The organism is Candidatus Thermoplasmatota archaeon, from assembly GCA_035540375.1.
Taxonomy (GTDB): domain Archaea; phylum Thermoplasmatota; class SW-10-69-26; order JACQPN01; family JAJPHT01; genus DATLGO01.
This window is the reverse complement of record DATLGO010000102.1, coordinates 72,305-98,575: the sequence shown is the minus strand read 5'-3', so window position 1 is coordinate 98,575 and position 26,271 is coordinate 72,305. Positions and strand designations below refer to the sequence as shown.

The window sequence follows — 26,271 nt, the reverse complement described above, 5'->3', positions numbered from 1 at the left end:
CCTCGACCGGCTCCGCGCCCGCGACCCCCGTCGCGCACGCGGAGCCGGTCGAGGACGCCCCGCCCCGCCGCCGCCTCATGGGCCACATCACCGACATCCCCGGTGTCGGGAAGATGAAGGCCAAGGCGATGGAGGAGGCCGGCTACACGGACCTCAACGCCCTCGACGAGGCGACGGAGTCGGAGCTCGCGGACATCGCGGGCATCGGCCCGAAGCTCGCGAAGACGATCAAGGAAGAGCTTGCCAAGATGAAGAGGTGAATCGATGGGAGCGAAGCTATCCGAACTGCGCGGGCTTTCGCCCGCGGACCGCGCAAAGCGGCTCGAGGAGACGCGCGCCGAGCTCATGCACGAGCGCGGCGTCGCGGCGATGGGCGGCGCGTCGCGGAACCCCGGCAAGATCCGGGCCCTCCGCACGACCATCGCGCGCCTCCTGACCATCGAACGCGAGACGCAGGGCCAGGGGCCCTGACGGAGGAACAACACGAACATGGCGCTGATGTGTGACGTCTGCGGACTTCCCAAGGAAATCTGCGTTTGTGAGGAGATCGCCCGGGAGCAGCAGGAGATCACGATCTACACGGTCGCCCGCCGGTACGGCAAGATGGTGACCATCGTGGACGGGATCGACTCCGGGGACATCGACATCACGAGCCTGTGCTCCGAGCTCAAGGCGGCGTGCGCCTGCGGCGGCACCGAGAAGGGCGGCAAGATCGAACTTCAAGGTGACCACAAGCAGCGCGTGAAGCAGGTGCTCGAGAGGATGGGCTTCAATGCGGAGCTCCGGTGAGGACCGGAACGTCGCGCGAAGCGAACTCATAGGTCTTCGGGTCGAGGTCGTGGGGACGAACCATCCCCCGCTTGCCGGCCTCGCGGGCCTCGTCGTGGACGAGACGCGCCACACCCTCATGGTGGCGGGCGACGACGGAAAGCTCCGTCGGATCCCGAAACCGGGTCAGCGCTTCCGGTTCGCGACGGCCGCGGGTCCGATCGACATCGAAGGCGAGACAATCGATCACAATCCCGAAGACCGGATCAAGAAAATCAGGTGAAAACATGGCAACAACGCGTGACATCGGCATCGACGTCGCGGCGCCCTCGCGCGCCTGCGACGACCCGCACTGCCCCTTCCACGGCGGGCTCGCCGTCCGCGGCCACATCATCGACGGCCAGGTCGTCTCCGCCAAGATGGAGCGCTCGGTGGTCGTCCGGCGCGAGTACCTCTTCCGCAACGAAAAGTACGAGAGGTTCGAGAAGCGCACGAGCCGCTACACGGCCCACCACCCGCCCTGCATCCCCCTCAAGGAGGGCGACCTCGTGAAGATCATGGAATGCCGCCCGATCAGCAAGACGAAGCAGTTCGTCGTGATCGAGGCCCGCAAGGGCGAGCTCGCCATCCGCGGCGAGGACGCTTCGATCGCGGCCGAGGAGGAATCCGCGTGAAGGCGATTCCGGCGACCCGCACCAAGGGTCTCCCCGTCGGCGCGCGCCTCGACGTCGTCGACAACACGGGCGCGAAGATCGTCTCCATCGTGGCCGTCCCCCGCGCGGGCAGCCACCACAACCGCTACCCCGCGGGCGGCGTTGGCGACTTCCTCGTCGTCTCCGTCAAGAAGGGGACGCCCGAAATGCGCCGCCAGGTCGTGAACGCGGTCATCGTGCGCCAGAAGCGCCCGTACCGCCGCCCGGACGGCACCATCGTCCAGTTCGAAGACAACGCCGCCGTCATCGTCACGCCCACGGGCGAGACGAAGGGCTCGGACATCAAGGGCCCCGTGGCCCGCGAGGCCGCCGAGCGGTGGCCCCGTATCGCCGCCACGGCGAGCCAGATCGTGTAAGGAAGTGAGAAAGTGGTCACCCGACAACCCCGAAAGCAGAGGAAGGCCCTCTACAACCTGCCTGCGCACCAGGCGCGCAAGCAGATCAGCGCCCACCTCGCGGAACCGCTGCTCCTCAAGTACAACCGCCGCACGACGACCCTCCGCAAGGGGGACACCGTCAAGGTGCTCCGCGGAGACTTCAAGGGCACGACCGGCAAGGTGCTCGAAGTCGACGTCTCCGCGATGCGCGTGACGGTCGACGGCGTCGTGACGAAGACCGCGAAATCGGTCTCGAAGCCGCGCCCGATCCACCCCTCGAACCTGCTCATCACGAAGCTCGACCTCACGGACGCCTTCCGTCGCAAGAAGCTCGGCGCCGCCGAGTCCGACGTGACGGAGGAAGACCGCGAGGCGGCCCGCAAGGCCAAGGCCGATGCCGCCGAGGCCAAGAAGAAGCGCGCCGAGGAAGCGAAGGAACCCAAGGCCGAGAAGGCCGCCGAAAACGAAGAGGAGGAGAAGTAATGTCGCTGCACCTCAAGCGCCTCGCAAGCCCCCGCGTGTGGTCCGGTACGGTCCCGCGCAAGGCCTACACGTGGGCGCCCAAGACGCGCCCCGGCCCCCACGCGGCCGACCGCTCGATCCCGATGGCCCTCATCCTCCGCGACTACCTCAAGGTCGCCGACACGCTGCGCGAAGCGAAGCGCGTCCTCGGCGCCCGCGAGGTCCTCGTGGACGGAAAGGTCGTCACGGACCACAAGCGCGGCGTCGGCTTCATGGACGTCATCTCGCTCCCCAAGACCGAGAAGCACTACCGCGTCATGCTCGACACGCGCGGTCGCCTCGTCCTCACGGAGATCCCCGCGGCCGCGGCCGCGTGGAAGCTCTGCCGGGTCGAGAACAAGACGACGGTCGCGGGCGGCAAGTTCCAGCTCAACCTCCACGACGGCCGCAACATCGTCGTGAAGGAGGCCGCGCACAAGACGGGCGACGTGCTCAAGGTCCACCTCCCGGACCAGAAGGTCATGGGCGCCCTTCCGCTCGCCGCGGGCCACACGGTCCTCATCACGGGCGGCAAGCACATCGGCCAGACGGCGACGGTCGGCGGCGTCGAGAAGACGCGAAACCCCCGCCCGAACGTCGTCTCGGTCAAGAGCGGCGACGTCGCGTACGCGACGATCAAGCCCTACGTGTTCGTGATCGGCAAGGACAAGGCGGAAGTCGCGCTCCCGGAGGTCGCTTAGGATGGCGGCCGCCAACCCCATGCTCGAGCCCCGCCTCGTCAAGGTCGTCGTGAACATCGGCGTCGGCGAAGCCGGTGACAAGCTCATCAAGGCCGAGAAGGTCATGGAGATGGTCACGGGCGCGAAGCCCGCGCGCACGATCAGCCGCACGACGAACCGCGACTGGAACCTGCGCGAGGGCATGCCGATCGGCGTGCGCGTCACGCTCCGCGGCGAGAGCGCGGAAGCCTTCCTCAAGAAGGCCTTCTACGTCCGCAACGGGCAGATCCCCGACTACTCGTTCGACGACGCCGGGAACCTGAATTTCGGCATCGCGGACTACACGGAGTTCGAGGGCCAGCGATACGACCCGGAGATCGGCATCTTCGGCATGAACGTGAGCGTCGTGCTCGAGCGCGCGGGATCGCGCGTCAAGGCGCGCCGCATCCAGCCCCGGCGCATCCCGGCCCACCACCGGGTCACGCCGCAGGAGGCGATCTCGTACATGAAGAGCAAGTTCGGGATCGAGGTGATCTGATGGTCGACCACACGATGTTCGGGCGCGGCGCCAACGAGTGCCACCGATGCGGCCGCAAGCGCGGCCTCGTCCGCAGCTACCGGCTGTTCCTCTGCCGGCAGTGCTTCCGCGAGACCGCCCGCGATCTCGGCTTCAAGAAGTATTCCTAAGGAGGTCCCATCATGCTCAACGATCCCCTCGCAGACGCCCTTTCGCTCATCAAGAACGCGGAGCGCGCCGGCAAGGCCGAGGTCTCGGTGGCCCCGGCCTCCAAGCTCATCGGTCACGTGCTCAAGGTCATGCAGGACCAGGGCTACATCGGCGCGTTCGAGTTCGTGGACGACAACCGGACCGGGTTCTTCCGCGTCACGCTCGTCGGCCACATCAACGACTGCGGCGTCATCAAGCCCCGCCACGCGATCAAGAAGACCGACTACGAGAAGTGGGAATCCCGCTATCTCCCGGCCCAGGACTTCGGCGCCCTCATCATCACCACCACGGGTGGCGTGATGAGCCACTACAGCGCGAAGGAGCAGGGCACGGGCGGGAAGCTTCTCGCCTACGTGTACTGAGGTGAACATCATGGCACTCGCTGAAGTCAGGGATGTCGTGAAGGTGCCCCAGGGCGTGACCGCCACCGTCAAGGACGGCGTCGTCACGATCAAGGGGAAGAACGGCGAGCTCAGCCGCGCCTTCCGCCACCCGCTCATCACCCTCGAGAAGGAGGGCAACGACGTGGTCATCCACGCCGAGGAGCCCCGCAAGCAGACCCGCGCGCTCGTCGGGACGTTCTCGTCCCACCTGCGCAACATGGTCGCGGGCGCGCAGAAGGATTTCGAATACAAGCTGAAGGTGGTCTACGCCCACTTCCCGATCAAGTCGAAGGTCTCCGGCGACGTCGTCGTCATCGAGAACTTCCTTGGCGAGAAGACGCCCCGCCGCGCCCGCATCATGAAGGGCGCGAAGGTCAAGGCCGGCGCCGACGAGGTCGTCGTCACCGGTCCCGACGTCGAGGCCGTGTCGCAGACCGCCGCGAACATCGAGCAGGCGTGCCGCATCCGCGGCTTCGACCCGCGCGTGTTCCAGGACGGCATCTACATCACCGCCAAGGGAGCGTGAGCTGAATGGCTGGCAAGGAAGAGTTCATCGAGAAGGTCTCGAAGCTTCCCGGCGTCGGTCCCAAGACCGCGGAGAAGCTTTACGACGCCGGCTACGACAGCGTCGAGAAGCTCCAGGCCGCGACCGCGGACGAGCTCGTCGAGAAGGGCATCGGGCGCAAGACCGCGGAGGCCATCGTGAAGGGTCTCGCGACGCCCGAGGGCGCGAAGGGCGAGATCGAGGTCGTCGAGGCCCCCCGCAAGGAGGAGGCCGCGGTCGAGAAGCCGAAGAAGGCCAAGCGTGAGGAGAAGGTCGAGGTCGTCGAGGCCGAGGCCGCCTACGCTCCGAAGATCAAGGCCCAGCTCTCCGAGGAGGTCGTGAAGACGCTCGCGATCCGCGCCATCCGCAAGGCGACGGAACCCGGCTTCAAGAAGTACCACTGGTTCCGCTACAAGAAGCTCGACGACGCCTGGAGGCGCCCCCGCGGCGGCCTCAACAAGCAGCGCCGCGGCTTCAACTACCGCCCGCCCCGTGTGAAGATCGGCTACGCCTCGCCGGTTCTGACGCGCGGCCTGCACCCGAGCGGCTTCGCCGAGGTCCTCGTCCACAACCCGGACGAGCTCGCGAAGATCGACCCGAAGACGCAGGCGGCCCGCATCGGCGGCACCGTCGGCGGCCGGAAGCGCAAGCTCATCGAGTCCGCGGCGGCCGAGAAGGGCATCCGCGTCCTCAACCCCCGGAGGACCTGAACATGACGGACCTGAGGAACCAGGTGCGCCTCGCGAGCGAGATCCTCGGCGTCGGCCAGACGCGCGTATGGATCGACCCGCTCCACGCCGACGACGTCGCGGAGGCCGTGACCCGCGCGGACGTGCGCAAGCTCGTCCACAAGGGCACGATCCGCGCGCTCCAGGCGCAGGGCGTCTCGCGCGCCCGCGCCAACAAGATCGCGATCCAGAAGGAGAGCGGCCGCCGCCGCGGGCCCGGCTCGCGCAAGGGCGCCTCCGGCGCGCGCGACCCCCGCAAGCGCCGCTGGATCCAGACCATCCGCCCGCAGCGCGAGGTCCTGAAGGGCCTCCGCGACGCGAAGGAGATCACGCCCGCGCAGTACCGCAAGTACTACCTCAAGGCGAAGGGCGGCAGCTTCCGCAGCCGCAACCACCTCCTCTCGCACCTGCGCACGGACGGCGTCCTCAAGGGCGAGGCGACGGCCCCGGCCGCGCCCGCGCCCGCGAAGGCCGCGAAGCCCGCGAAGGCCGCGAAGAAGGCGGCGAAGAAGCCGAAGAAGGAGGAATGATCCCATGGCCCACGGACCCCTTTACCGAGTCCCCTTCCGGCGCCGCCGCGAGGGCAAGACCGACTACCGCACGCGCCTCGCGCTCGTGAAGAGCGGCAAGACGCGCGCGGTCGTCCGCCAGTCGCTCAAGAACGTCACGATCCAGTTCGTGAACTTCGCGAACGGCGGCGACGTCGTCGTCGCCCAGGCGGAGGCGCGCGAGCTCGCGGAGCACGGCTGGAAGGGCGCCACGGCGAACCTTCCCGCCGCGTACCTCGCCGGCCTCCTTGCCGGCAAGCGCGCGAAGCAGGCCGGCATCGAGGACGCGGTCCTCGACATCGGCCGCGCCGTCCCCCAGAAGGGCGGCCGCCTCTTCGCGGCCCTCAAGGGCCTCGTCGAGAGCGGGATCAACGTGCCGCACGGCGCGGACGTCCTCCCCGAGGACGCGCGCGCCCGCGGCGAGCATCTCAACAAGCCGGAGGTCGCGGCAGCCTTCGCCACGACCTACGAGAAGATCGTCGGCAAGCCCCTGCCTCCCAAGAAGGAGGCGCCGAAGAAGAAGGGCGGCGACAAGAAGGGCGCCGCTCCCGCTCCCGCGGCGAAGGGCAACCCGGCAGCCGGCAAGGGCGCGAAGCCCGCCGGCGAGAAGAAGGCGAAGACCCCCGAGTAAGGAGGCAACAACATGGTAGGACACCGACGCGACGATGACCGCCGCGACCCGCGCGACTGGGTTCCGAAGACGGAGCTCGGCCGCCGCGTCAAGACCGGCGCCATCACGAGCATGAGCCAGGCCCTGCGCACGGGGCTTCCCCTGCGCGAGCCCGAGATCGTGGACATCCTCGTCCCCAATGTCGAGGACGACGTCATCGACGTCAACATGGTGCAGCGCATGACCGACTCCGGTCGCCGCGTCCGCTTCCGCGTCACCGCGGTCGTGGGCAACCGCGACGGCCTCGTCGGCATCGGCCAGGCCCGCGGCAAGGAAGTGGGCCCGACGATCCGCCGCGCCATCGACGTCGCCAAGCTCAACCTCATCGAGATCCGGCGCGGCTGCGGATCGTGGGAATGCGGCTGCCGCCGCCCCCACACCGTGCCCCTCGAGGTCAAGGGCAAGACGGGCGGCGCGGAGATCATCCTGAAGCCGTCGCCGCAGGGCGTCGGCCTCGCGACGGGCGACGTCCCGAAGCAGGTGCTCCGCCTCGCGGGCATCCAGGACTGCTGGAGCTTCGCCCGCGGCCAGACCAAGACGACGATCAACTTCGCCAAGGCCACCTACGACGCGCTCAAGAACACGTCGGTCGTCCGCGTGACGCCCCAGACGTCCGAGCGGCTGTCGATCAAGGAAGGCCCCGTGGTCGGGTGAGCTGAATGGTGTACGCCATCATCCGCGTCCGCGGGCTCGTCAACATCAACGGCGGCGTCCAGGACACGATGCGCATGCTCCGCCTCACCCGCGTGAACACGCTCGCGATCGTGCCCAAGGACCCGAGCCACGACGGCATGGTCAAGAAGATCAAGGACTTCGTCACGTACGGCGAGCTCGACCACGCGACCCTCGTCTCCCTGATGAAGGCGCGCGGCCGCGTCGCCGGCTACAAGCCGATCACGGACGAATTCGTGAAGAACGCGACCGGCGGCAAGCACGCCACGATCGACGCCTTCGCGAAGGCGGTCGTCGACGGCAAGGCGAAGTTCCAGGACCTCGGCGAGGACGCGAAGCTCTACTTCCGTCTCCACCCGCCGATCGGCGGCTACGAGGCCATCAAGCGCCACTTCACGGTGGGCGGCAGCCTCGGCTACCGCGGTAAGGAGATCAACACGCTGATCAAGCGCATGATGCCCGAGACCGTGTCGGCCGACAACGTCGCCCGCGGTCGCGGCGTCGGCAAGCGCGTCGAGAAGGAGGCCTGAGCATGGTCGGATTCAGCAAGAAGCGCCGAAGCTCGAAGCTCCGCGGCTCGCGCGAACACGGCCGCGGCCGCAAGAAGGGCCGTGGCGCGGGTCTGCGCGGCGGCAAGGGCAACGCCGGCGCGCACAAGCACAAGCGCGTCCAGTACTTCTCGAAGATGACGGACGGCGACTACTGGGGCAAGCACGGGTTCAAGCGGCCCGTGGAGGTCCAGGACGCCCTCGTCCCCATCAACGTGCAGGAACTGGACGAGGCCATCGCCACCTGGGCCGCGGCCGGCAAGGCCCAGAAGGTCGGCGGCGGCTACAGCGTCAACCTGACCGAGCTCGGCTTCGACAAGCTTCTCGGCAGCGGCAAGGTTCGCAACGCGATCAAGGTCACGATCGCGACCGCGAGCCCCCGCGCCACCGAGAAGATCGAGGAAGCCGGCGGACAGGTGGACGTGCAGCAGTAACAGCGAGTCCTCGGAAAAAATCCCGCCGCCGCTCCCTCTGGTTCAAGATGGAGCGGCGGGATTTTTTCCTGCGGGCAGGAGGGGGTTTTGCACCCCCTCCTGCACCTCCCCGCACCAGGGGGCTCCGCCCCCTGGACCCCCCGCCGAGACCCGCGTTTTTTTTCTCGAACTCTCTCCGCTTCAGGGCACCCCCTCCCGGGCCCTGGTTCGGTCGGCGCCCTTCGAGCGGTGCGGCCGCATCGCGCATCCTTACCTGGGCGCGAGACCGGGTGCGGTCCCGGGCCCGGACCCGGACCCGGTCCCGGACCCGGACCCGGTCCCGGCGCCCGGTCCCGTGACCCGACGCCCGGCGCCCGGCACCCGGCGCCCGGTCCCGGCTCCCGGTCCCGCCGCCCGGCGCCCGGCACCCGGTCCCGGTCCCGAACCCCGACGCCCGGCGCCCGGTCCCGAATCCCGGCTCCCGGCGCCCGGCACCCGGTCCCGGTCCCGGTCCCGGTCCCGAATCCCGGAACCCGGTCCCGGTCCCCGCGCCCGCAGCGCCGCGACTGCCGAAGCGTCTCCAACAACGTATTTGACGGGTCACCGTGATCGGCCGGCCATGCGCGCCTCCGGGCCCCTCAGCGTCGTCCTCGTCGTCCTCGCCCTCCTCGTGACCGGCTGCCTCGGCGGGGCGCCGCCGATCGCGGAGGACCCGGGCCCGTCGCCGATCGGAAAGGACGGGCTCACGTGGTGGGAGCGCGCCGTCCACAAGCCGGACGGGCACGACCACCGGGACGTGGAGCACCACCTGAACCGGACGACGCCGAACTTCGAGGTCATCGGCTACGAGCCGCTCATCACGGATTATCACGGTCGGACGCCGGGCGGCTACGCGTGCGGGTCCGGCAACGAGCGCGACGGGCGGCGCCTGAGCGTCGTGCACTCGTTCGTGAGCGACGTCGCGTTCGTCGTGAGCGACGTCACGGACCCGAAGGCCCCGAAGAAGGTGGGCGAGTTCATCCTGGAGAACACGCACGTCTACGACCTGTCGCTGACGCCGGACCAGAAGTTCGTGCTCCTCGCGACGAGCCCGTGGGACGGCGGGCCGGACGAGAAGGGCGGCGACATGCTGGGCCTCGGCGGCGCAGCTTCGACCCCCGCGGCCTGGCCGCGCATGGCGTGGCGCGATGCCTGCACGGGCCTCGAGACGCCGGTCGCGGGCCCCGAAAGCGTCGTGCCGTTCACGTCGGGCATCGTGCTCATCGACCTCAAGGATCCCGCGAAGCCGACGTACGCGGACTTCCGTCCCCTTCCGGTCTACGGCGGGCACTCGGTGCAGACGGCGGAGATCAAGGGGAAGACGCTCGTGCTCCTCGCGGTCCCGAACCCCTCGGCCGCGCCCGTCGGCGCGCCCGTTCCGAGCACGGGCCCCGTCATCCCCGCGAGCGCGTACTGGCTCTACGAGCTGGGCCCCGGCGCGACGGGCGGCACGACGCTCAACTACCTCTCGCAGTACCGCTACCAGGACGGGAACCTCCCGTACGCGGGCGGCATGCACGACGGCACGTTCCACACGCACCCCGTCACGAACGAGTCGCTCCTCTACCTCGCCTATGGCGGGCTCGGGATGGTCATCGTGAACATCGACGACCCGCGGAACCCGAAGTTCGTCTCGATCTGGAAGACGTGGTCGAGCGCGGGCGACGCCGCGCCGAAGGTGCCCTACATGCACGAGGCGCTCCCCATCGACGGCCTCTGGGACGGTCGCCACTACACGTTCCTCGGCGAGGAGTGCGTCGGCCGCCGCGACAAGACGCCGACCTGCCTCATCTTCACCCTCGACACGACGGACCCGAAGACGCCGAAGCTCGTCTCCGCCTGGACCCTTCCCGTGGACGTCGTCTGGGACGCGGGGCTGCAGTACAGCCTGCACTACATCGGCCTCGTGAACCGCACGCTCTTCGCGAGCCTCTACCACGGCGGCCTCTGGGCGATCGACGTCTCGACGCCGGAGGCCCTCGCGACGATGCCTTCGATCGGCGTATTCCTGCCGACCGAGGTCAGCCCGAAGCCGGGCTTCCAGAAGAATCCGAAGCAGGTCGTGTACCAGAACCGCTTCGGCGCGTACATGCTCGACGGCGCTCCCACGATCATGGACGTCGAGGTGCACCGCGACGGGTCGATGGTCATCTACGACGTCGTGAGCGGTCTCTACACGGTCCGCTTCGACGCCGCGATGCCGATGGTTTCGCCCGAGCCGTGGCCGCTTCCCGGATTCAAGGCGGAATGACGAAGGGTCGGCGCGCGCCGCGCACGGGGGTTCGGCGTCCCTCTCGTCGTCCGTGACGTCCCCCGGCGGGCCCCTCGCGCGCGCCTGCGATGACCGCGTCAGAGGTCCGGCAGCACGAGGTGCCGGACCTGCGACCCGGAGATGCCCCAATCGTATCCGTAGGCGACGTGGAGCTTGCCGTAGACGTCGTGGTCGATGCCGAAGTAATCGAGGAGGTCGCGGTCGGTGGACGTGCAGGTCGTGCCGGCCATGCAGATCTCGCCATTGTGCATGTTCGTCACGACGCGGGCGATCGTGATGGTGGGGGTCGCGGACCAGAAGTTCTTGATGCGCGCGACGTACACGTGCCAGTTGCCCTCATAGTTGCGGTGCTGCGGGTCGCCCGGGGTCGAGGAGCCGTAGTATGCGACGGCGACCTCGTCCTCGATCGCGCTCACGGTCGCGAACACGCTCGTCACCACTTCGGGGTGGTCGAGGACGAGCTGCTTCCGGGCGGGGTTCAGGAGGTTCGTCCAGTTCACGCCGCCGACGACCGGCGGGCCGAAGGAGGCGGGCGAGCCCGCGACGGCGCGCGAGGCCGCGACGTAGGCGCTCGTCCCGTCCGTCGAGACGGCGAGCTGATAGCCGGGGCGGATCGTCGAGTGGAACGGCGTGGTCTTCAGCCATTGGCCGAGGCACGTGCGGCCCCGGATGATCGTGCCGGTCTCCTCGGCCCAGTACACGTAGCCCGCGTTGTCGTAGGCGATCGCGCCCGCGATCGGGTTTCCGACCCCCAGCGGGTCGCGCTCGATCCACGTGGCCCCCCCGTCGACGGAGCGGGCGCAGGTCTCGGCGATGGGCCAGGCGTTCTGGAGGAGGATGACCTCGCCCTGACCGCGCGCCGCGAGCCACGGTCGGTCCGCGATGGGGGCGACGTCGAGCGCGGGGTTCGCGTTGAACCACGTCGTGCCGCCGTCGCGCGACGCGGAGAAGATGAGGTTGGGACCGCGCGTGGTCGCGACGTACAGGGTGCCCGCGTCGTCCTGCGCGATCGTCCAGCCGTCGCCGAACACGGAGGCATGGTCGAACGGGCGGAGGAACGTCCAAGAGGAGCCGTTGTTGGCGCTGCGGCGGATGCCGGAGGTGTCGCCGATCCAGAGGTACTTCCCGAACTTGTCGGCGACGATCGTGGGCTCGGCGCCGCCGGAGACGACGCCCGCGGGCCATTCGAGGGGGTCGGGGGCGCCGACCCGCGCGGGCGCAAGCGCGAGGCGCGCGCCTTCCACGACCGCGGGCGCGGCGTAGGCCGCGAGGGGCAGGACGAGGGCGAAGGCGAGGAGCGCGATCACGGGCCGGCTCGTGCGCATGGCCGTGAGGCGGCGTGACAGGGCATAAAAGGTGGCCCCGCCCGGCCGCGCGGTCGCGGGGTCGCCCCCTCCAGGCGAGGGCGGGTCGCGCCCTCCTCGACTTGGTGGGTCGCGCGCGGAGCTCTCCCCCGCTTCGTCGCGCGCAAACCCTTATAGAGGGTCCCCCGCTTGCGAAGCCCCGATAGGAGCGGTCCGGCCATGGGAGTCGTCGTCATCACGGGTGTCCCCGGCGTGGGGAAGAGCACCGTCATCGAGGCCGCCCGGAAGCACAAGGGCTACAAGGTCGTCGTGTACGGCACGGAGATGTTTAACGTCGCCGTCGCCCGCGGCCTCGTGAAGGACCGCGACGAGATGCGCCGGCTGGACCCGGCCGTGCAGCGGGACATCCAGGTGAAGGCCGCCGAGGCCATCGCCGCGATGGGCGACGTCATCGTGGACACGCACTGCACGATCAAGACCCCCCGCGGGTACCTCCCTGGCCTTCCGGCCTGGGTCGTCCAGCAGCTCAACCCCAAGCAGATCATCCTCGTCGAGGCGACGCCGGAGGAGATCGCGAAGCGGCGCACGAACGACGCGACCCGCAAGCGGGACGAGGATTCGGTCGCGGCGATCGCGGAGCACCAGCTCATCAACCGGATGGCCGCGATGGGCGTCGCGACCCTCACGGGCGCCACGGTCCACACCATCCACAACCACGAGGGCAAGGTCGACGAGACGCGCGACGCGGTCATCCGCTCCATCGCGTAGGTGCGCACATGGCCTCGAAAGCCCCCGTCGCGCCCCCCGCCCCGAAGTCGATGGGCTCCACCTTCCTCCTGCTCATCACGTTCGGCGCGGTCTTCCTCATCCTGTTCAACCCCGAGCTTTCGGCCCAGATCGGCCGGTACGTCGGGTTCGTCCTCGAGCCCATCATCGGGTTCGGGCGCGAAGCGCCGGTGCTCACCATCTTCGGCGCGTCCATCATCATGGTCGTCACGACGACCGTGATCCGCCACTTCTTCACCGACTGGGTGAAGATGGCGCGAACGCAGGAGATCATGCGCGCGTTCCAGAAGGAGTTCAGCGAGGCGCGCAAGTCGAACAACTCGTACCGCATGAAGAAGCTCACGGAGCAGCAGCCGGAGCTCATGCAGCACCAGATGGAGATGCAGGGACAGACGATGAAGCCCATGGCTTTCACCATGCTCGTCGTGATTCCCATCTTCGCGTGGCTCGGCCACTACCTGCTCACCTTCCCCACGGCGCCGGTCGATCAGCTCGCGCAGTGCGGCATCCCGATCCAGATGCCGTGGAACGACCAGTGGATGCTCCTTGGCCCGCGCGACTGCCCCGGCGACGTCGCGACGCACGGGTCGTGGTGGATCCTCCCGCACTGGGTCCTCCTCTACTCGCTCTTCTCGATCCCGTTCGGCACGCTCACGATGCGCGCGCTCAAGCTCTGGGAGTTCCGCCACGTGGACCTTGACCAGGACGGCGTCCCCGCCGGGAAGGGGGCGGCATGAGCGCCGCCGCGAGCGACAACCTTCCCCTCATCACCGTCGCGGGCGGCCCCGGCACGGGCACGACCACGCTCTGCAAGCTGCTCGCGAAGCGATTGGGCGTCCCGCACGTGTACGCGGGCCAGATCTTCCGGGACATGGCGCGCGAGCGCGGCATGGACGTGGTGCAGTTCAACCACTACAGCGAGAAGCATCCCGAGGTCGATCACGAGCTCGACTACCGCATGATCGAGGTCGCGCGGAAGGGCCACGTCGTGCTCGAGGGTCGCATGAGCGTCTGGCACGCGCGCCTTTCGGGCGCGCGGGCCGTGCGCGTGCTCCTCGTCGCCCCCGAGGAGGTCCGCGCCCGCCGCGTCGCGCAGCGCGAGAACAAGTCGGACGTCGAGGCGGTCCTCGCCGAGAACCGCGAGCGCGAGACGTCGGAGTCGCTGCGCTACCGCACGCTCTACGGGATGGATCCCGCGGACCCGGCGCACTACGACCTCGTCATCGACACCGCGGACCTCACGCCCGACGAGATCGCGGACCGGGTCGTCGCGGCCCTCCCGAAGGCGCGCTGACGGGGCTCCAAAGCCTTATCGCCGGCCGGGGGATTGACGCCGCGTGCAAGCCCCGCCCGCCGCGCCGACCGAGCGCCGCATGCTCGAGCGCGCGAAGGCCGAGACCGATCCCGCGCACGGGAAGGCCCCGCACGCGCGCTCGATCGAGGAGCACCTGCGCCTCGGCGCCGTGAACCTCGACAAGCCCGCCGGCCCCACGTCGCACCAGGTCGTCGCGTGGCTCAAGCTCGCCCTCGGGCTCGCGAAGGCGGGCCACGGCGGCACGCTCGACCCCAACGTCACGGGCGTGCTCCCCGTCGCGCTCTCGGACGCGACGCGCGTCATCCGCGTCCTGCTCGAAGCGCCGAAGGAGTACGTGTGCGTCATGGAGACCCACGAGCCTGTCGGCGCGGAGAGGCTGAAGAAGGGCCTCCTCGAATTCCGGGGGCCCATCTACCAGACGCCGCCCCTCAAGAGCGCCGTGAAGAAGCAGCTCCGCGTGCGCACCATCTACGACCTCAAGGTCATGGAGGCGGAGGACCGCCGCGCGCTCTACTGGGTCTCGTGCGAGGCGGGCACGTACATCCGGAAGCTCTGCCACGACGTCGGCCTCGTGCTCGGGACCACCGCGCACATGCGCGACCTGCGCCGCGTGAAGACGGGCGCCTTCCGCGAGCACACCTCCGTCACGCTCCACGACCTGCGCGACGCCTTCGAGTTCCACAAGGAGTCCGGCGACGAGACGTGGCTCCGCCGCCACGTGCGCCCCGTCGAGGACCTCGTCGCGCACCTCCCGCGCGTCGTCGCCCGCGATTCGGCCGTCGACGCGCTCTGCCACGGCGCGAGCCTCGCGGTTCCGGGCGTCGTCGCCGTCGAGGAGACGCTCAAGCGCAACGAGCTCGCGGCAGTCTTCACGCTCAAGGGCGAGCTCGTGAGCGTCGGGCCCGCGCAGCGCGACGCGGGCGACATCGTCAAGGGCGACTCCGGCATCGCGGTCAAGACGGACCGCGTCGTGATGGACCCCGGGACGTATCCGCGCGGCTGGTCGACGAAGAAGAGCGACTGATCATAGCGACCCGCGCGAGGGGTCCGCGACGACGGGTTCGCCCTCGAGCCGCGCCCCCAGTTTTTCGGCCGCGGCCTTCGCGCGCTCGCGCGCCGCGTCGCGGTTGCCGGCCGCGAAAACCTGCTCGCGGTGCGTTCCGTCGGGGAACGCGAAGCGCACGCGCCAGAGGGCCATGCGGGAGAGAACCGTCGCGGCCGCTTGAGCGTGACGCCGCGCGAACGAGAGCAGGGGAGGAGATTTGAACTCCTGTAAAACCAGATCTGCAGTCTGGCGCCTAGCCGCTCGGCCACCCCTGCGGGAGGGACCTGGGGGCGAGAATGGACCCTTGCTATTTGGGCCTTTTGGGCTGCCTTCTCAGCGCGCGGGGTCGGCCTTCGTCGCGGGGGTTCCGGCGAGGAGCGCGTCCACGAACGCGGCCCACGCGGGCGCGCGCGCGACGAGGGCGGGGGTCGCGCGGAAGCCGTCCTCCGTCGCCTCCACGTCCGCGGCGAGGGCCCGGGCGAGGCGCGCCGAGCGGGCCGGGTCTCGCCCGTCCCCGAGGAGGCGGCGCCCCTCGGCGGCAAGCCCGTCGAGGCGGCGCGCGCCGTCGGGTCCGTGCGCGAGCGTCTCCACCGCGAGGGCGAGAAGCACGCGGGCGGGGTCGGCGCCTTCGCGGGCCTCGCGCTCGAGGCGCGCGGTCGCAGGCGGGACCGGAGATGCGGCGGCCCAGAAGGCGTCGAAGGCGAGGCGCGCGAAGTCCGCGCCCGGGCCTTCGAGGTCGAGCACGGCCTTCCCGCCGAGGTCCACGAGCGCGCGGCCGGGAACGAGGAGCAGTCCGAGGTCGTCGCGCGCCTCCGCGGGGACGGCGCGGACCTCGACGCCCTCGGGCGCTTCCGCGGCGCGCCGCTGGAGCACGCGCGAGCCCGCGGGGAGCGCCGGGACGGGACCGTCCGCGTCGGGGACGAGCACCGCGACGGGGCCCCTCGCGCTTGCGAGCGCGTCGGAGGCGAGCTTCACGTAGTCGCCGTCCTGGGCGCCCTGCGGCCTCTCGCCCCGGGTCGCGAGGGTCTCGAGCGTGCGCGCGAGCGCGGTGTCGTCGGTCCACACCGCCACGTCCTCGCCCTGGTAGAACTTGGGGTCGTCGGGCACCGCGTGCACGAGGAGGGCGCTTGTCTCGTCGACGACGAGGACGGAAACGCCCGCGCTTGCGGGGGGCTCCTCCGACGAGAGGTCGGCGAGGCGGGCCACGTCGCCGAGGGACGCGCGCGCGGCGGACTCCGCGCCGGGCGCCGCGACCGCGAGCGCGACGCCGCGCGATTGCGCGCCCTTGAGCTCATGCGCGTGGTGGAGGAGTCGGGCGAGCGCGCCGGCCGAGCCCGCGAAACGGATGGATCGCTCCGCGGCGCCGATCATCTCGACGATGCGGGCCGTGACGTTGCGCCGCCCCTTCAGGACCGTGAAGCCGCCCCGCTCCGCGAGCGCGACGCCGCCTTGAGGGCGGAACTCCTGAACGAGCGAGCCCTCGTCGCGCGCGAGCGTGGAGAGCCTGTCGCGCAGGTTCGCCCGCAGCGACGAGAGGAATCCCTCGATCGGCTCCGCCCGGTAACGCTTCGGATGCTCCGGGAGGATCGCCGCGAGGCCTTTCTCGTGAAGGCCGTCGAGGGCCGCGTAGATCTTGCTCTTCGGGACGCGCGAAAGGGACGCGACGTCCTTCGCGGGGGCCTCCCCGAGGTCGAGGAGCGCGAGGTAGGCGCGGCCCTGGTACTCCGTGAGACCGAGGGTCGTGAGCATCGCCAGGCGCTCGGCGTTGATGGGCACCGGAGCCGCGGCCTCCCGCCGCGGGCTTGTCGCTGTTGGTACGGGCCTCGAAGCCTGCCTGCACGCTGCGGCCTTTCGCCCCCTCGCGGACCCGAGGAACGCTCATCCGCGACGCGCTTCGGAAACCTGACGAGGCCGACGATGGGGAAGAAGGACGTCCTGGCGCTCGACACGCGCCGCAACATCTTCGAGTTCATCCGCCGGCGCCCCGGGACGCACCTCAGGGGCATCGCCCGCATGGTCGACATGCCGTTCGGCCAGGTGCTCTACCACCTCGACTACCTCGAGCGGGCGGGCATGGTGGTCGTCCGGAAGGACGGCGGGTTCAAACGGTACTTCGTCACGAACGAGATCGGACGGCGCGAGAAGGACTACATCAGCGCCCTGAGACACGACGTTCCGCGACATGTCGCGGTCCTGCTCCTTCTTTCCCCCTCGCTCTCGCACGGACAGATGCTCGCCAACCTCAATGTGAGCGGGAGCACGCTTTCCTTCCACCTCAACAAGATGGTGGAAACCGGTATCCTGGCGCGCCTCGAGGAGGGGAACGAGAACTATTACTCGCTCACGGACGAGCAGACCGCGTCGCGCACCCTCGTGCTGTACCGCGAGAGCTTCGCGGACGTCGTCGTGGACCGATTCGTGGAATACTGGCTGACGGTCAACTACAGGCCGCCCGAGGAGCGCGCCCAGCGCCTCCACGAGGCGGCGGAAATCCTCCCCCGCCTCAAGGGGGACGTCACCCCCGCCTCGGTGGCGGCCGAGATCCTTCGTCCCGATCGTGAGATCGGTGTACCACAGCCCTCATCGGCGACGGGCCACGGGCCCCGCGCGTGATCCTTCCGACGCCGAGCGGACCTCTGCTGGCCGTCGCCGCGATCTTCGCCCTCTTCGCCATGCTCCTCGTCGCGATGGCCGTGACGGCGCGCAAGCCGCGCGCGAGCCGCGATCCAGCCTATCCGCGCATCGACCCCGCGCTGCTCAAGGCGAGCGAGGCCGAGCGGAAGGCGGCGCGAGACGCGGGCGCGCGGCGCGGGCGGTCGGACGCGCCCGCCTCCCTCGACGAGACGCTCGAGCTTCTCGAACGTCACACGTCGTCGCGCGCGAGCCACAGCCACGAGACGGGACGCATCGTGATCGGCCTCGACCGGATGCGCGTGCACGACCACGCGGATTGCGCCTTCGCCGAGGGCTACCTGGAAACGGCGCTCGGACGCCTCGCCCGAAGCTCCGCGCTCGTCGTGCGCGAACGCGCTTGCGCGGCGCTCGGCGACGGGACCTGCGTCTTCCACGTCGAACCTCCGTCAGAGGAAGGGGACGGACTGCGCGACGTCGAGTTTCAGGTCGTTCAGAACCGCGCCAGGCGCGACGATCGCGCCGTCTCCCAGGAAGCATCCCGTGAGCCGCGCGCCGCGGCCGATGCGCGCTCCGGCGCCGACGATGCTTCCGTCGAGGATCGCTCCTCGGTCCACACTCGCGTCCTCTAGCACGATCGACCGCCGGGCGATGACGGCGTTGCCGAGCGTCGCGCGCGCATGGATCGCGGAGCGGTCGAGGACGACGTCGTGCGGGACGTGGGCGGAAGGATCGACGATGGCGCCTCCCGCCCGTTCCGCGACGAGGCTGGTCGCTCGGACGAGGTCCGCGGGACGCCCGATGTCGATCCAACCTCCGGCCATCTCGCACGCATGGAGCGATTCGCCGCGCTCGAGCAGGAGGGGAAAGAGATCCCCCGCGAAATCGAAGCTCCGATCGCTGGGAACGAGATCGAGGACCTCCGGCTCGAGGACGTAGAACCCCGCGCTTGCGAGGTCGGTCAAGGCGTCGGCGCGCGATGGTTTCTCCACGAAGCCCGCGACGCGTCCGTCAGCCGCGACATCGACGATGCCGTGGGGCGTCGGGTCATCGACCCGCGCGAGGCCCATGGTCGCGAGCGCCCCCGACTTCCGATGATGGGCGATGAGCCCCGCGAGGTCGAGGTCGGCGAAGACGTCGCCGGAGGCGACGAGAAAGGCCTCGTTCCCGAGAAGGCCGCCGACGCGTTTGACGCCGCCGGCGGTTCCCCTGGGCCGGTCCTCGACCGAGTAGAAGAGCGTCTGCCCGCGTTCGTCCCCGCCGCCCAGGTGCTCGAGGAGATCCTGCGGCCTGTAGCTGGTCGTGAGGATGATGTCGCGGATGCCCGCGGCGCCAAGGGCGTCGAGGACGTACTCGACCACCGGACGGCCGCCGACCGGGACGAACGGCTTCGGTCGGGTCGCGGTGATGGGCCTCAGACGATTCCCTCCGCCGCCGGCCATGAGCACCGCTTTCATCCGTGATCGCCGAGGGTCCGGCGGGCGGCCGGGCCATGAGGGCTCTGGTACGGATCGCGGAAAACGTTCGCGCACCGTACCAGAAAGCCCACCCCGGCGCGAGCGCGGTCGCAACCCGAGGGCCATGCGACCGATCTGGGTCATCCTGGCGGCCCTCCTCCTGGGGCCTTTCGCCGGTTGCCTCGAGCGCGTCGAAGGTCCGAGCGATCTCTTCGCGAGCCCCGATCTCGGCGCCCCCGCCGTTGTCCGGGCGACGCCCTTCGGCCTCACCGTCGACGGCGAGCCGTTCCTCGTCAAGGGCGTCGTGTACGGTCTCGTTCCCGCGGGGCTCGATCCATTGCGTCGCGACCGGGGCTGGAGCTTCCTCTACCATCCGGAGCACTACCACCACGACCTCCGGCTCATCAAGGCCATGGGCGCGAACACGCTGCGTCTCGTGGCGACGCCGCCCGATTGCGAAGGCGTCAAGCGATTCCTGGACGCGGCCGCCGCGCACGACCTCAAGGTCATCCTCGGCATCGCGGGACCGCGCGGCCTCGACCCGGCGGACCCCGAAGTCCGCGCGCGGACGCGCCTCGAAGCGACGACGCTTGCGGATTGTCACCGCGACCATCCCGCGGTCCTCCTGTGGATGATCGGGAGCGGCGTGCCGCGGTGGCTGCCGGACCGTGCGGAGGTCGAGTCGTGGTACACGCTGCTCGACGAGGTTGCGGGGCTTCTCCACCACCGGGACCCGAACCACCCGGTGGCGACGGCGGAGACCGATCTCGCGCACCTCGACGCGTTCGTCTCGCATGCCACGCGCGTGGACGCCTACGCGATCGGCCACTATGCGCCCGAATCGACGAGCTGGAGCGGCCTGTTCGGGACGCTCGCGGCGAAGCTGCCGGGGCGCACCCTTCTCGTTTCGGACTTCGGCTTCGACGCTTGGGACTCGAAGGACAAGCGCGAGCGCGAGACGCTCCAGGCGGACCTTCTCGCGATGGCGTGGGACGAGATCGCGAAAGCCTCGGCCGGGGGACCCGTGTCCGGCGGCGTGGTCCATGAATGGACGGACGCGTGGTGGAAATCGGGGAGCGCGCTCGTCCAGGACGAGGGCCTCGACTGGCGCCCGCTCGAAGGCGCGTCGAAGCTTCCGGACGGCGGATACAGCGAGGACTGGTTCGGCATCGCCCGGCTCGACCGGGACGACGAGACGGCTCGGGCGCCCCGCGCCGCCTACGCGCGCCTGCGCGACCTCTGGACGGACCCCCGCGAGCGCTCGTCGCCGAGCCTCACGAACCTGCGGTCGGAGACGAACGGCCCGAGCGTGAAGATCCTCGCGGACGTCACGACCCACGGCGGGGTCCCCGTGACGGTGAGCCTCACGTACCGCGTGAAGTCCGCGGGCTGGGTCACGCGTCCGATGGAGCACGTGGGGGACGGGACGTACGCGGTCGAGCTCGGTCCCTATCCCGGTTTCGCGGTGGTCTTCTACAAGATCCGCGCGGAGGACGCTGCGGGCCGCGTACGCGAATCCGCGGAGGCGAGCGCGCGCTCCGTGCCCGATTGGGCGCTCGGCCCGATCCTCGGGATGGCCCTCGCGAGCCTCGCCGCGGCCGCGCTCGGGAGGCGTCGCAGGTGACGGACGCGGCCGCGATCCTCTCCGGGATCTGGGAATGGATCCAGTCGCACGTCGGCTTCGCGCCCTCGTACCGTGGCGCGCTCTTCCTCATGGCGGGCGGGCTCTTCATCATCGCTCTCCTCGTGGGCGGCATCCTCGTGCAGAGCGCCATCGTGGGGGAGGTGACCCCCGCGGCGACCGGCGGGCCGTCGGCGCGTCGTCGCCGCCGCGTGGAAACGTCGTTCATCCGGGCGCCGCGACCGCGGCCGCCTCCTCCCGCGGACCTCGACGAGAAGGTCGAGATCGAGCGCGGTCGCATCTCGGGCCGCCGCGTCATCGTCTCGAACCTCGACGACGTGCTCGACCGCATGATCGAAGCCGACCTCGGCGAGCCGCGGATCCTCGCGACCGGCCCCACCCACAAGCTCGTCCGGTTCTACGACCGCGGAGGCTGCGCCGCGAGCCGCGCCTTCGAGCGAGGCTTCCTCGAAGCCGCGCTCGAGACCGTGCTCCATCGGCCCGTCGAGGCCGCCGAGGTCAGCTGCGCGCGCAAGGGCGCGCCCGCCTGCGAGATCGAGGTGAGATATTGAGGCGTGCCGCGGGACCGGGACCGGTCGCGACCGTCCTGCTCCTCGCCCTCGGTCTCGCGATCGGGGCCGTCGTCGCGGCCGCGCTCTTTGCGGGGTACGCGCTCGTCATGCGGCCGAACGCGAGCCTTGCCGCGAGCTTCTGGCCTCCCAAGCTCCTCCACGTCCCGTTCGCGGCCGTCGGCGTGTTCATCGGCCTCGGCCTCGTGAGCGAGGCCGCGCATCTTGCGGGGCCGCGCCGGATCTTCCGACTCGCAAGCGGCGGCCTCCTCGGGGCGATCGCGGGCCTCGTGACGTACGCCGTCGGCTACGTGACGGCGAACTACCCCGGCGTGCCGGATTCGCCTTATTACCTCCTCTACTACGTCGAGGCCGTCTACTCGTTCAACCTCGTCGAGGTGTTCTGCGTCGGCCTCGGGGCCCTCGTGGGCGTCCTCATGGTGCGCTCGTCGTGGAAGTTCTACGGCGTCCTCACCTACATCGCGCTCGTCTCGGTCGTCGCCGGATACGTCGCCTACGCGGTGATGGTCACGCTCCCCTCCGTTCCCCAGGAGGCGATCGCGCTCTCCATGGCGCTCGTCGTCGTCGAGACGCTGAGCCTCACCATGGTGGTCGTGTACGCCTTCTACGCCCTCGACATCTTCGTGCGCAAGCGCTGGAAACGCAGCCCCGAGAAGGTGCCGTTCTCGCGCTACTACCTCCCGAAGGTCGCCTTCCACGTCACTACGTTCAACGAGCCCGCCGAGATGGTGCGCGACACCCTGCGCTCGCTCATGGCCGTCGACTATCCGCGCGACCGCGTCGTCATCATGGTGCTCGACGATTCGACCGAAGCGGCAAGCCGCGCGCCCATCGAGGCCTTCGCGCGCGAGCACGGCCTCGTCTACCTGCACCGCACGGACCGCAGCGGCTACAAGGCGGGCGCGCTGAACGCGGGCCTCAAGGCGACGCCCGAGGACGTCGACCTCATCGCGGTCATCGACGCGGACTACCAGATCGAGCCGGAGTACCTGCGAGAGACGGTGGGCTACTTCATCAACCCGAACCTGGGCTTCGTCCAGACGCCGCAGGATTACCGGAACATGCACCAGTCGTTCCTCACGGAGCAGTACTACTACGCGGACGCGTACTTCTACCGCGCCATCCTCCCCTCGAGGAACGAGGAGAACACGATCATCTTCTGCGGAACCATGGGACTTCTCCGCAAGAGCGCGCTCATCGACGTCGGCGGATGGGGCGAGCAGTACATCTGCGAGGACTCCGAGCTCTCCGTGCGCATCCTCGAGCGCGGCTACGAGTCGCTCTACGTCCCGAAGACGTACGGCCGCGGCCTCATCCCCGCGACCTTCGAGGCGTACAAGAAGCAGCACTACCGCTGGGCCTTCGGCGGCGTCCGCATCCTCCAGGGCCACGGCAAGGACTTCCTCTTCTCCGGCCTCTCGCTCAGGCAAAAGTTCGACTTCCTCGTCGGGTCCGTCCACTGGTTCGACGGCCTCTACATCATGGCGATCGCCGCGATCGTCGCGATCCTCGGCCTCGGCGACGCGATCGGCCTCCCCGTCGTCACGTACCACCACCGCGAGATCTGGCTCGTGGGTCTCGTGCCGTTCTTCCTCCTCCTCGACGGCGTCACGCGCCTCCACATGGCGCTGCGCCGCAGCATGCACCTGCCGTTCCTCGGCACGTTCCGCGTCATGGCGATGTGGTTCGCGATCAAGTTCAACAACACGTTCGCGGCGATGAAGGCCCTCGTCGGCTACAAGCTCCCGTTCATCCGCACCCCGAAGTCGCTCGACCGCCGCATCGGCCGACGAGAGGCTTTCGTCCGCGCCGTGGGCCTCACGCGCTTCGAAAGCGCCTCCGCTTCGCTCCTCCTCGTCGTCGCCCTCGCGGTCGGGACCAAGACGGTCCTCCTCGCGACGCTCGACGGCACGCTCCACACGACGCGGCTGCTCCTCCTCTTCTGGGTCCTCTACTACGCGTCCATCTTCGCGAGCGCGCCCCTTTACGCGTACAAGGCGTACGTGACGTTCACGCCCGAGGAGGAGCTCTTCCGCGCGAAGCGGCGCGCGGTCCAGGTGTGAGCGACGGCCCGCGGACATCCGCTCGCGTGAAAGGGCGACGCCGCGTGACAAGCCTTTTCATGCGGCCCGCGGTGCTCATCCGCATGGGAGGTCCACGCGCCGGAGCGGCTGCGATCGTGTTCCTGCTCCTTGTCGCTTCTTCGGGGGTCGCGGAGCAGACGGACGTCCATGTTGAGGCGGGGGAAGGCAACCGGCCCATGCTGGCGCTCGAAGGTCAGCGCAATTGCGTCGAAGCTGCAGTCTTCACGGCCCGACCCACCGCAGAATGCCCCGACGTGTGGCTGAACCGCACGACGAATCCAGCCACCGGCATCCGCATCCTCGACGATTACCACGTCACCGTGGGCTACGGCGGGGCCCGGGACCTTGTTGACGGCGCGACGAGCGACGACTCATCGCGCGCCCAGCGCGCGCAACGCGACCCCTCGTCGGCCCGCAGACCAACAACTGGCAAAGGACGAGCGGCGGTCTGCTCCCCGACATGATCACGCCCGGCCCGGGTGAGTTCCGCGCGTTCTACGGCTATTGGACCGACGCGAACGGCGACGGCGCCATCGACGTCCACAAGCTCGTCAATACGAGCCACCGCAATGAGTGGGTTGCGATCCCCGGAACGCCCATCTTCACCTATGTCGAGCCCGGAAGCCATCCGACGTACGGATCGGCCGAGCGACCCTCAAGCGCAGAGCCCGACATCACGTATTTCCGCGACATGGGATCGGCGGTGGACGACTACGGTACGCCGGGCGACATCATCCTCTTCACGGACGGGTCGCTCCTGAAGCGCATGCGCACCATGACCGTCACGAACCCGATCCTCATGGCCGGCGTCGACGAACGCTTCCCGTTCACGCCGCGCGAGGATTCCCTGGTCGACATCGACGTCTACTCGGCCGTCGCGCCCGGGCCGGTCGAGGCCGCCTGCGGCGCGGCGGTCGCCCCCTTCACGAATGCCGTCGGCAGCCCGAGCCTCGGCTCCTGTCCGAACCGCTGCCGCGTCGGCCCCGCGCCGCTCGGCGGCACGCCCGCCGGGGCAGCGCAGGGTCTCGTCTGGGCTCGCTACGAACCCGAATGGGCCGAAGGAAGCGGGTCGAGCGGGGAAGGACGGCTCGCGGAATACCAAGAACAGTACGGCGGCTGGATCGACCTCCTGCCGAGCTCGCGCAACTCGCCGAGCGCGCGCGGCATGTTCGTCACGAACGAGCCTTCGCAGCTCATGGGCGCGACCCCCGACGGTCGTCAGGCCGCCTATCCCGGCTGCTTCAGCTACGAGGTGTGGATGGGCGTCTGGCGCGACATCTGGAAGGACGGGCGCATCGGCGTCGCGGACCCGATCGACCCGTACCAAGGCGGATCCAGGCCGCTTCCCGACGACTACGCGGCGTCCGCGGGCGAATTCATCGGGGTCCACGCGGTGGACGAGACGGGAGCCCGGCCCTTCGCGTACTCGATCAACGTCACCATCACGCCGCGGACCGACTGGGGCCCGACCGGCGTCATCGTGGGCACGTGTCACGTCGGAACGCCCCAACTCTTCGACACGAAGTGTGTGGGCACCTGGGCGGGTCTTCCGATCTGCCCCTCGGGCTCCGAGCGCTGGCACTACACGGGCGACCGTCCGATCAAGACTGGCGCGGGCATCGACCTCTCGACGAAGGGTCGCTACGGGGGCGGCAGCATCGTGCTCCCGCTCGGGACATTCGGGATCGAATTCGACATCTGCGTCGGTCCCGCGAAGATCGCCCACTCCGTGAACGGCGTGGAGGTCGAGGAGACGCTCTTCGACTGCGACACGATCCGCGCGTGGGCGTGATCAGAACCCGCTCGCGAGCCGCTCGAGCGCGTCCGCGAGGACCTCGACGGACGCGAGGTACTCGGAGAGCACGAGCCGCTCCTGCGGCGTGTGGTCGAGCGACGCGTCGCCCGGGCCGTACGCGACGCACGGGACGTTCCACGCGGGGGCGAGGATGTTCATGTCGCTCGTGCCGGTCTTCTTCACGTAGCGGGGCGTGAGGCCGTTCGCGCGGACGGCCGCGATGAAGGATCGCGCAACCGCGCTCGACTTGTCCGCGACCCACGCGGGGTCCACCTCGGCGATGTCCACCGTCGCGGGTCCGGCGCGGGCCTTGAGGAAGTCGAGGAACGCGGGCGCGTCGAAGCCGGGCGGGATGCGGACGTTTCCCACGATCTCGACGTGGTCGCGGCCGTTCGGGAGGAGCGTCGTGTTGAAGCTCGTGAGCTTCGCCGTCGGCGTGTCGAAGAGCGATTCGCCGTGGAGGGGCGCGAGGAAGCCCTGCACGGCGGACCAGAACGCGAGGCCGCGGTCCGCGACCGTGGGGAAGGGCGCGCCCGTGTGCGCGAGGTCCTCCTCGAGCACGTAGCGGATCTTGACGATGCCCTTGTAGCCGATCGTGACGCCGTCGACGCCCGAGGGCTCGCCGATCACGAGCGTCTCGGGGCGGTAGCGCGGGATGAGGGACTTCGCGCCCTCGCTTTCAGCCTCCTCGTCGATGGACCCGACGACGACGATGCGCACGCGCGGGTCGCCCGCGAAGCGGGAGGCCGCGGCCGTGAACGCGGCGAGGGGTCCCTTCGCGTCGACGGACCCGCGCCCCCAGAGGACGCCGTCCTCCTCGCGCACCGGCAGGTCGCCGGGCACCGTGTCGATGTGGCCCACGAGCAGGATCTCGCGAGGACCACGGCCCGCGACGCCCACGGCGTTCCCGACCTCGTCGACGTAGGCCTCGTCGAAGCCGCGCTCGCGGAAGATGTCCACGAGCGTCGCAACGGCCTTGTCGACGCTTCCGGTGGGACTCGCCACGCGGACGAGGCGGCGGACGACGTCGAGGTCGCGCGCGCGGCGGTCCGTCAACGTT

The 26,271-nt window shown here is 69.8% G+C and carries 33 protein-coding genes, 1 tRNA gene and 2 pseudogenes; 29 read left to right on the top strand and 7 right to left on the bottom strand.

Annotated elements, in window-relative coordinates; translation table 11 throughout:
- From VM889_13235 to VM889_13225, 3 genes are all read left to right on the top strand, one after another.
- Nucleotides 1-260: helix-hairpin-helix domain-containing protein (locus VM889_13235; GenBank protein ID HVL49513.1), on the top strand; the 260-nt coding region annotated here is incomplete at its 5' end.
- 4 nt (nt 261-264) lie between these two features.
- Complete coding sequence (gene rpmC / locus VM889_13230; GenBank protein HVL49512.1) at nt 265-471, top strand: 50S ribosomal protein L29; 207 nt, start codon at nt 265-267, stop codon at nt 469-471.
- An 18-nt stretch (nt 472-489) separates the two neighbouring features.
- Nucleotides 490-789, top strand: coding sequence for a translation initiation factor (locus tag VM889_13225; GenBank protein ID HVL49511.1), 300 nt, complete (start codon nt 490-492; stop codon nt 787-789).
- Here VM889_13225 and VM889_13220 read toward each other — a convergent pair.
- Nucleotides 770-1,057: a hypothetical protein gene (locus tag VM889_13220; protein HVL49510.1), complete on the bottom strand. Its 288-nt coding sequence runs from the start codon at nt 1,055-1,057 to the stop codon at nt 770-772. The genes VM889_13225 and VM889_13220 overlap by 20 nt on opposite strands.
- On the opposite strand from VM889_13220, the gene VM889_13215 reads away from it, so the two are divergent.
- The 15 genes and pseudogenes from VM889_13215 to VM889_13145 all read left to right on the top strand — a co-directional run bounded on the left by VM889_13215 (nt 1,056) and on the right by VM889_13145 (nt 10,562).
- Entirely contained in the window at nt 1,056-1,442 is a 387-nt protein-coding gene (locus tag VM889_13215; GenBank protein ID HVL49509.1) for a 30S ribosomal protein S17, read from the top strand. The genes VM889_13220 and VM889_13215 overlap by 2 nt on opposite strands.
- Nucleotides 1,439-1,837, top strand: a complete 399-nt coding sequence (locus VM889_13210) for a 50S ribosomal protein L14 (GenBank protein HVL49508.1) — start codon at nt 1,439-1,441, stop codon at nt 1,835-1,837. Before VM889_13215 ends, VM889_13210 begins: the two co-directional genes overlap by 4 nt.
- A gap of 12 nt (nt 1,838-1,849) precedes the next feature.
- A pseudogene (gene rplX, locus VM889_13205) lies at nt 1,850-2,191 on the top strand (50S ribosomal protein L24).
- Nucleotides 2,192-2,340: 149 nt separating this feature from the next.
- The gene (locus VM889_13200) at nt 2,341-3,060 is read left to right on the top strand and encodes a 30S ribosomal protein S4e (protein HVL49507.1); all 720 of its coding nucleotides are present in this window, start codon (nt 2,341-2,343) and stop codon (nt 3,058-3,060) included.
- 1 nt (nt 3,061) lies between these two features.
- Nucleotides 3,062-3,577 (top strand): 50S ribosomal protein L5, encoded by a 516-nt coding sequence (locus VM889_13195; GenBank protein HVL49506.1) that lies wholly within the window; start codon nt 3,062-3,064, stop codon nt 3,575-3,577.
- Nucleotides 3,577-3,726 (top strand): 30S ribosomal protein S14, encoded by a 150-nt coding sequence (locus VM889_13190; GenBank protein HVL49505.1) that lies wholly within the window; start codon nt 3,577-3,579, stop codon nt 3,724-3,726. Before VM889_13195 ends, VM889_13190 begins: the two co-directional genes overlap by 1 nt.
- 9 nt (nt 3,727-3,735) lie before the next feature.
- Nucleotides 3,736-4,128: a 30S ribosomal protein S8 gene (locus tag VM889_13185; protein HVL49504.1), complete on the top strand. Its 393-nt coding sequence runs from the start codon at nt 3,736-3,738 to the stop codon at nt 4,126-4,128.
- A gap of 7 nt (nt 4,129-4,135) precedes the next feature.
- A complete protein-coding gene (locus tag VM889_13180) occupies nt 4,136-4,675 on the top strand; it encodes a 50S ribosomal protein L6 (protein ID HVL49503.1) in 540 nt (179 codons plus the stop codon).
- A 5-nt stretch (nt 4,676-4,680) separates the two neighbouring features.
- Nucleotides 4,681-5,403 carry a 50S ribosomal protein L32e gene (locus tag VM889_13175; GenBank protein HVL49502.1) on the top strand — a complete coding sequence of 241 codons (723 nt, stop codon included), beginning with the start codon at nt 4,681-4,683 and terminating at the stop codon, nt 5,401-5,403.
- Nucleotides 5,404-5,405: 2 nt separating this feature from the next.
- On the top strand, nt 5,406-5,951 hold the full coding sequence (locus tag VM889_13170) for a 50S ribosomal protein L19e (GenBank protein ID HVL49501.1): 546 nt from the start codon (nt 5,406-5,408) through the stop codon (nt 5,949-5,951).
- 4 nt (nt 5,952-5,955) lie between these two features.
- A complete protein-coding gene (locus VM889_13165; protein ID HVL49500.1) occupies nt 5,956-6,600 on the top strand; it encodes a 50S ribosomal protein L18 in 645 nt (214 codons plus the stop codon).
- A gap of 12 nt (nt 6,601-6,612) precedes the next feature.
- A complete protein-coding gene (locus tag VM889_13160) occupies nt 6,613-7,293 on the top strand; it encodes a 30S ribosomal protein S5 (protein ID HVL49499.1) in 681 nt (226 codons plus the stop codon).
- A 5-nt stretch (nt 7,294-7,298) separates the two neighbouring features.
- Complete coding sequence (locus VM889_13155) at nt 7,299-7,841, top strand: 50S ribosomal protein L30 (protein HVL49498.1); 543 nt, start codon at nt 7,299-7,301, stop codon at nt 7,839-7,841.
- A 2-nt stretch (nt 7,842-7,843) separates the two neighbouring features.
- A complete protein-coding gene (locus VM889_13150; protein HVL49497.1) occupies nt 7,844-8,293 on the top strand; it encodes an uL15 family ribosomal protein in 450 nt (149 codons plus the stop codon).
- 598 nt (nt 8,294-8,891) lie between these two features.
- Nucleotides 8,892-10,562 (top strand): hypothetical protein, encoded by a 1,671-nt coding sequence (locus VM889_13145; GenBank protein ID HVL49496.1) that lies wholly within the window; start codon nt 8,892-8,894, stop codon nt 10,560-10,562.
- A gap of 98 nt (nt 10,563-10,660) precedes the next feature.
- On the opposite strand, the gene VM889_13140 is transcribed toward VM889_13145, so the two are convergent.
- Nucleotides 10,661-11,908 carry a sialidase family protein gene (locus tag VM889_13140; protein ID HVL49495.1) on the bottom strand — a complete coding sequence of 416 codons (1,248 nt, stop codon included), beginning with the start codon at nt 11,906-11,908 and terminating at the stop codon, nt 10,661-10,663.
- Nucleotides 11,909-12,106: 198 nt separating this feature from the next.
- Here VM889_13140 and VM889_13135 point away from each other — a divergent pair, with 198 nt between their 5' ends.
- Genes VM889_13135 through VM889_13120 form a run of 4 tightly spaced genes read left to right on the top strand, consistent with a single transcriptional unit; the run spans nt 12,107 to nt 15,012 of the window.
- Nucleotides 12,107-12,655, top strand: a complete 549-nt coding sequence (locus tag VM889_13135) for an adenylate kinase (protein ID HVL49494.1) — start codon at nt 12,107-12,109, stop codon at nt 12,653-12,655.
- Nucleotides 12,656-12,663: 8 nt separating this feature from the next.
- Nucleotides 12,664-13,410, top strand: coding sequence for an EMC3/TMCO1 family protein (locus VM889_13130; GenBank protein HVL49493.1), 747 nt, complete (start codon nt 12,664-12,666; stop codon nt 13,408-13,410).
- On the top strand, nt 13,407-13,967 hold the full coding sequence (locus VM889_13125) for a cytidylate kinase family protein (protein HVL49492.1): 561 nt from the start codon (nt 13,407-13,409) through the stop codon (nt 13,965-13,967). Before VM889_13130 ends, VM889_13125 begins: the two co-directional genes overlap by 4 nt.
- Before the next feature lie 43 nt (nt 13,968-14,010).
- A complete protein-coding gene (locus VM889_13120; GenBank protein ID HVL49491.1) occupies nt 14,011-15,012 on the top strand; it encodes an RNA-guided pseudouridylation complex pseudouridine synthase subunit Cbf5 in 1,002 nt (333 codons plus the stop codon).
- On the opposite strand, the gene VM889_13115 is transcribed toward VM889_13120, so the two are convergent.
- From VM889_13115 to VM889_13105, 3 genes are all read right to left on the bottom strand, one after another.
- Nucleotides 15,013-15,186 carry a hypothetical protein gene (locus tag VM889_13115; protein ID HVL49490.1) on the bottom strand — a complete coding sequence of 58 codons (174 nt, stop codon included), beginning with the start codon at nt 15,184-15,186 and terminating at the stop codon, nt 15,013-15,015.
- A 49-nt stretch (nt 15,187-15,235) separates the two neighbouring features.
- Nucleotides 15,236-15,308 (bottom strand) — tRNA-Cys (locus tag VM889_13110).
- A gap of 58 nt (nt 15,309-15,366) precedes the next feature.
- Nucleotides 15,367-16,809 carry a helix-turn-helix domain-containing protein gene (locus VM889_13105; protein ID HVL49489.1) on the bottom strand — a complete coding sequence of 481 codons (1,443 nt, stop codon included), beginning with the start codon at nt 16,807-16,809 and terminating at the stop codon, nt 15,367-15,369.
- Nucleotides 16,810-16,950: 141 nt separating this feature from the next.
- Between VM889_13105 and VM889_13100 the strand changes: the two genes are divergently transcribed.
- Nucleotides 16,951-17,646 carry a transcriptional regulator gene (locus VM889_13100; protein HVL49488.1) on the top strand — a complete coding sequence of 232 codons (696 nt, stop codon included), beginning with the start codon at nt 16,951-16,953 and terminating at the stop codon, nt 17,644-17,646.
- Nucleotides 17,643-18,296 carry a 4-vinyl reductase gene (locus VM889_13095; GenBank protein ID HVL49487.1) on the top strand — a complete coding sequence of 218 codons (654 nt, stop codon included), beginning with the start codon at nt 17,643-17,645 and terminating at the stop codon, nt 18,294-18,296. The genes VM889_13100 and VM889_13095 overlap by 4 nt, the downstream gene beginning before the upstream one ends.
- A gap of 138 nt (nt 18,297-18,434) precedes the next feature.
- Here VM889_13095 and VM889_13090 read toward each other — a convergent pair.
- Nucleotides 18,435-19,106, bottom strand: a pseudogene (locus tag VM889_13090) (nucleotidyltransferase family protein).
- A 139-nt stretch (nt 19,107-19,245) separates the two neighbouring features.
- On the opposite strand from VM889_13090, the gene VM889_13085 reads away from it, so the two are divergent.
- The 5 genes from VM889_13085 to VM889_13065 all read left to right on the top strand — a co-directional run bounded on the left by VM889_13085 (nt 19,246) and on the right by VM889_13065 (nt 25,208).
- Nucleotides 19,246-20,745 carry a hypothetical protein gene (locus tag VM889_13085; protein ID HVL49486.1) on the top strand — a complete coding sequence of 500 codons (1,500 nt, stop codon included), beginning with the start codon at nt 19,246-19,248 and terminating at the stop codon, nt 20,743-20,745.
- Complete coding sequence (locus VM889_13080; protein HVL49485.1) at nt 20,742-21,314, top strand: 4-vinyl reductase; 573 nt, start codon at nt 20,742-20,744, stop codon at nt 21,312-21,314. The genes VM889_13085 and VM889_13080 overlap by 4 nt, the downstream gene beginning before the upstream one ends.
- Nucleotides 21,311-23,395 carry a glycosyltransferase gene (locus tag VM889_13075; GenBank protein HVL49484.1) on the top strand — a complete coding sequence of 695 codons (2,085 nt, stop codon included), beginning with the start codon at nt 21,311-21,313 and terminating at the stop codon, nt 23,393-23,395. Before VM889_13080 ends, VM889_13075 begins: the two co-directional genes overlap by 4 nt.
- 83 nt (nt 23,396-23,478) lie before the next feature.
- Nucleotides 23,479-23,880 carry a hypothetical protein gene (locus VM889_13070; GenBank protein HVL49483.1) on the top strand — a complete coding sequence of 134 codons (402 nt, stop codon included), beginning with the start codon at nt 23,479-23,481 and terminating at the stop codon, nt 23,878-23,880.
- Complete coding sequence (locus VM889_13065; GenBank protein HVL49482.1) at nt 23,877-25,208, top strand: hypothetical protein; 1,332 nt, start codon at nt 23,877-23,879, stop codon at nt 25,206-25,208. The genes VM889_13070 and VM889_13065 overlap by 4 nt, the downstream gene beginning before the upstream one ends.
- Here the strand turns inward: VM889_13065 and VM889_13060 are convergent, their stop codons facing one another.
- Nucleotides 25,209-26,267 (bottom strand): [LysW]-lysine hydrolase, encoded by a 1,059-nt coding sequence (locus VM889_13060; GenBank protein ID HVL49481.1) that lies wholly within the window; start codon nt 26,265-26,267, stop codon nt 25,209-25,211.
- Nucleotides 26,268-26,271 lie beyond the last annotated feature (4 nt).

Bases quoted from the DNA above. Each gene is read 5' to 3' on its own strand.
- rpmC (HVL49512.1), top strand. From the start codon at position 265: ATGGGAGCGAAGCTATCCGAACTGCGCGGGCTTTCGCCCGCGGACCGC.
- VM889_13225 (HVL49511.1), top strand. From the start codon at position 490: ATGGCGCTGATGTGTGACGTCTGCGGACTTCCCAAGGAAATCTGCGTT.
- VM889_13215 (HVL49509.1), top strand. From the start codon at position 1,056: ATGGCAACAACGCGTGACATCGGCATCGACGTCGCGGCGCCCTCGCGC.
- VM889_13220 (HVL49510.1), bottom strand. From the start codon at position 1,057: ATGTTTTCACCTGATTTTCTTGATCCGGTCTTCGGGATTGTGATCGAT.
- VM889_13200 (HVL49507.1), top strand. From the start codon at position 2,341: ATGTCGCTGCACCTCAAGCGCCTCGCAAGCCCCCGCGTGTGGTCCGGT.
- VM889_13195 (HVL49506.1), top strand. From the start codon at position 3,062: ATGGCGGCCGCCAACCCCATGCTCGAGCCCCGCCTCGTCAAGGTCGTC.
- VM889_13190 (HVL49505.1), top strand. From the start codon at position 3,577: ATGGTCGACCACACGATGTTCGGGCGCGGCGCCAACGAGTGCCACCGA.
- VM889_13175 (HVL49502.1), top strand. From the start codon at position 4,681: ATGGCTGGCAAGGAAGAGTTCATCGAGAAGGTCTCGAAGCTTCCCGGC.
- VM889_13170 (HVL49501.1), top strand. From the start codon at position 5,406: ATGACGGACCTGAGGAACCAGGTGCGCCTCGCGAGCGAGATCCTCGGC.
- VM889_13165 (HVL49500.1), top strand. From the start codon at position 5,956: ATGGCCCACGGACCCCTTTACCGAGTCCCCTTCCGGCGCCGCCGCGAG.
- VM889_13160 (HVL49499.1), top strand. From the start codon at position 6,613: ATGGTAGGACACCGACGCGACGATGACCGCCGCGACCCGCGCGACTGG.
- VM889_13155 (HVL49498.1), top strand. From the start codon at position 7,299: ATGGTGTACGCCATCATCCGCGTCCGCGGGCTCGTCAACATCAACGGC.
- VM889_13150 (HVL49497.1), top strand. From the start codon at position 7,844: ATGGTCGGATTCAGCAAGAAGCGCCGAAGCTCGAAGCTCCGCGGCTCG.
- VM889_13145 (HVL49496.1), top strand. From the start codon at position 8,892: ATGCGCGCCTCCGGGCCCCTCAGCGTCGTCCTCGTCGTCCTCGCCCTC.
- VM889_13140 (HVL49495.1), bottom strand. From the start codon at position 11,908: ATGCGCACGAGCCGGCCCGTGATCGCGCTCCTCGCCTTCGCCCTCGTC.
- VM889_13135 (HVL49494.1), top strand. From the start codon at position 12,107: ATGGGAGTCGTCGTCATCACGGGTGTCCCCGGCGTGGGGAAGAGCACC.
- VM889_13130 (HVL49493.1), top strand. From the start codon at position 12,664: ATGGCCTCGAAAGCCCCCGTCGCGCCCCCCGCCCCGAAGTCGATGGGC.
- VM889_13125 (HVL49492.1), top strand. From the start codon at position 13,407: ATGAGCGCCGCCGCGAGCGACAACCTTCCCCTCATCACCGTCGCGGGC.
- VM889_13115 (HVL49490.1), bottom strand. From the start codon at position 15,186: ATGGCCCTCTGGCGCGTGCGCTTCGCGTTCCCCGACGGAACGCACCGC.
- VM889_13100 (HVL49488.1), top strand. From the start codon at position 16,951: ATGGGGAAGAAGGACGTCCTGGCGCTCGACACGCGCCGCAACATCTTC.
- VM889_13085 (HVL49486.1), top strand. From the start codon at position 19,246: ATGCGACCGATCTGGGTCATCCTGGCGGCCCTCCTCCTGGGGCCTTTC.
- VM889_13070 (HVL49483.1), top strand. From the start codon at position 23,479: ATGGGAGGTCCACGCGCCGGAGCGGCTGCGATCGTGTTCCTGCTCCTT.
- VM889_13065 (HVL49482.1), top strand. From the start codon at position 23,877: ATGATCACGCCCGGCCCGGGTGAGTTCCGCGCGTTCTACGGCTATTGG.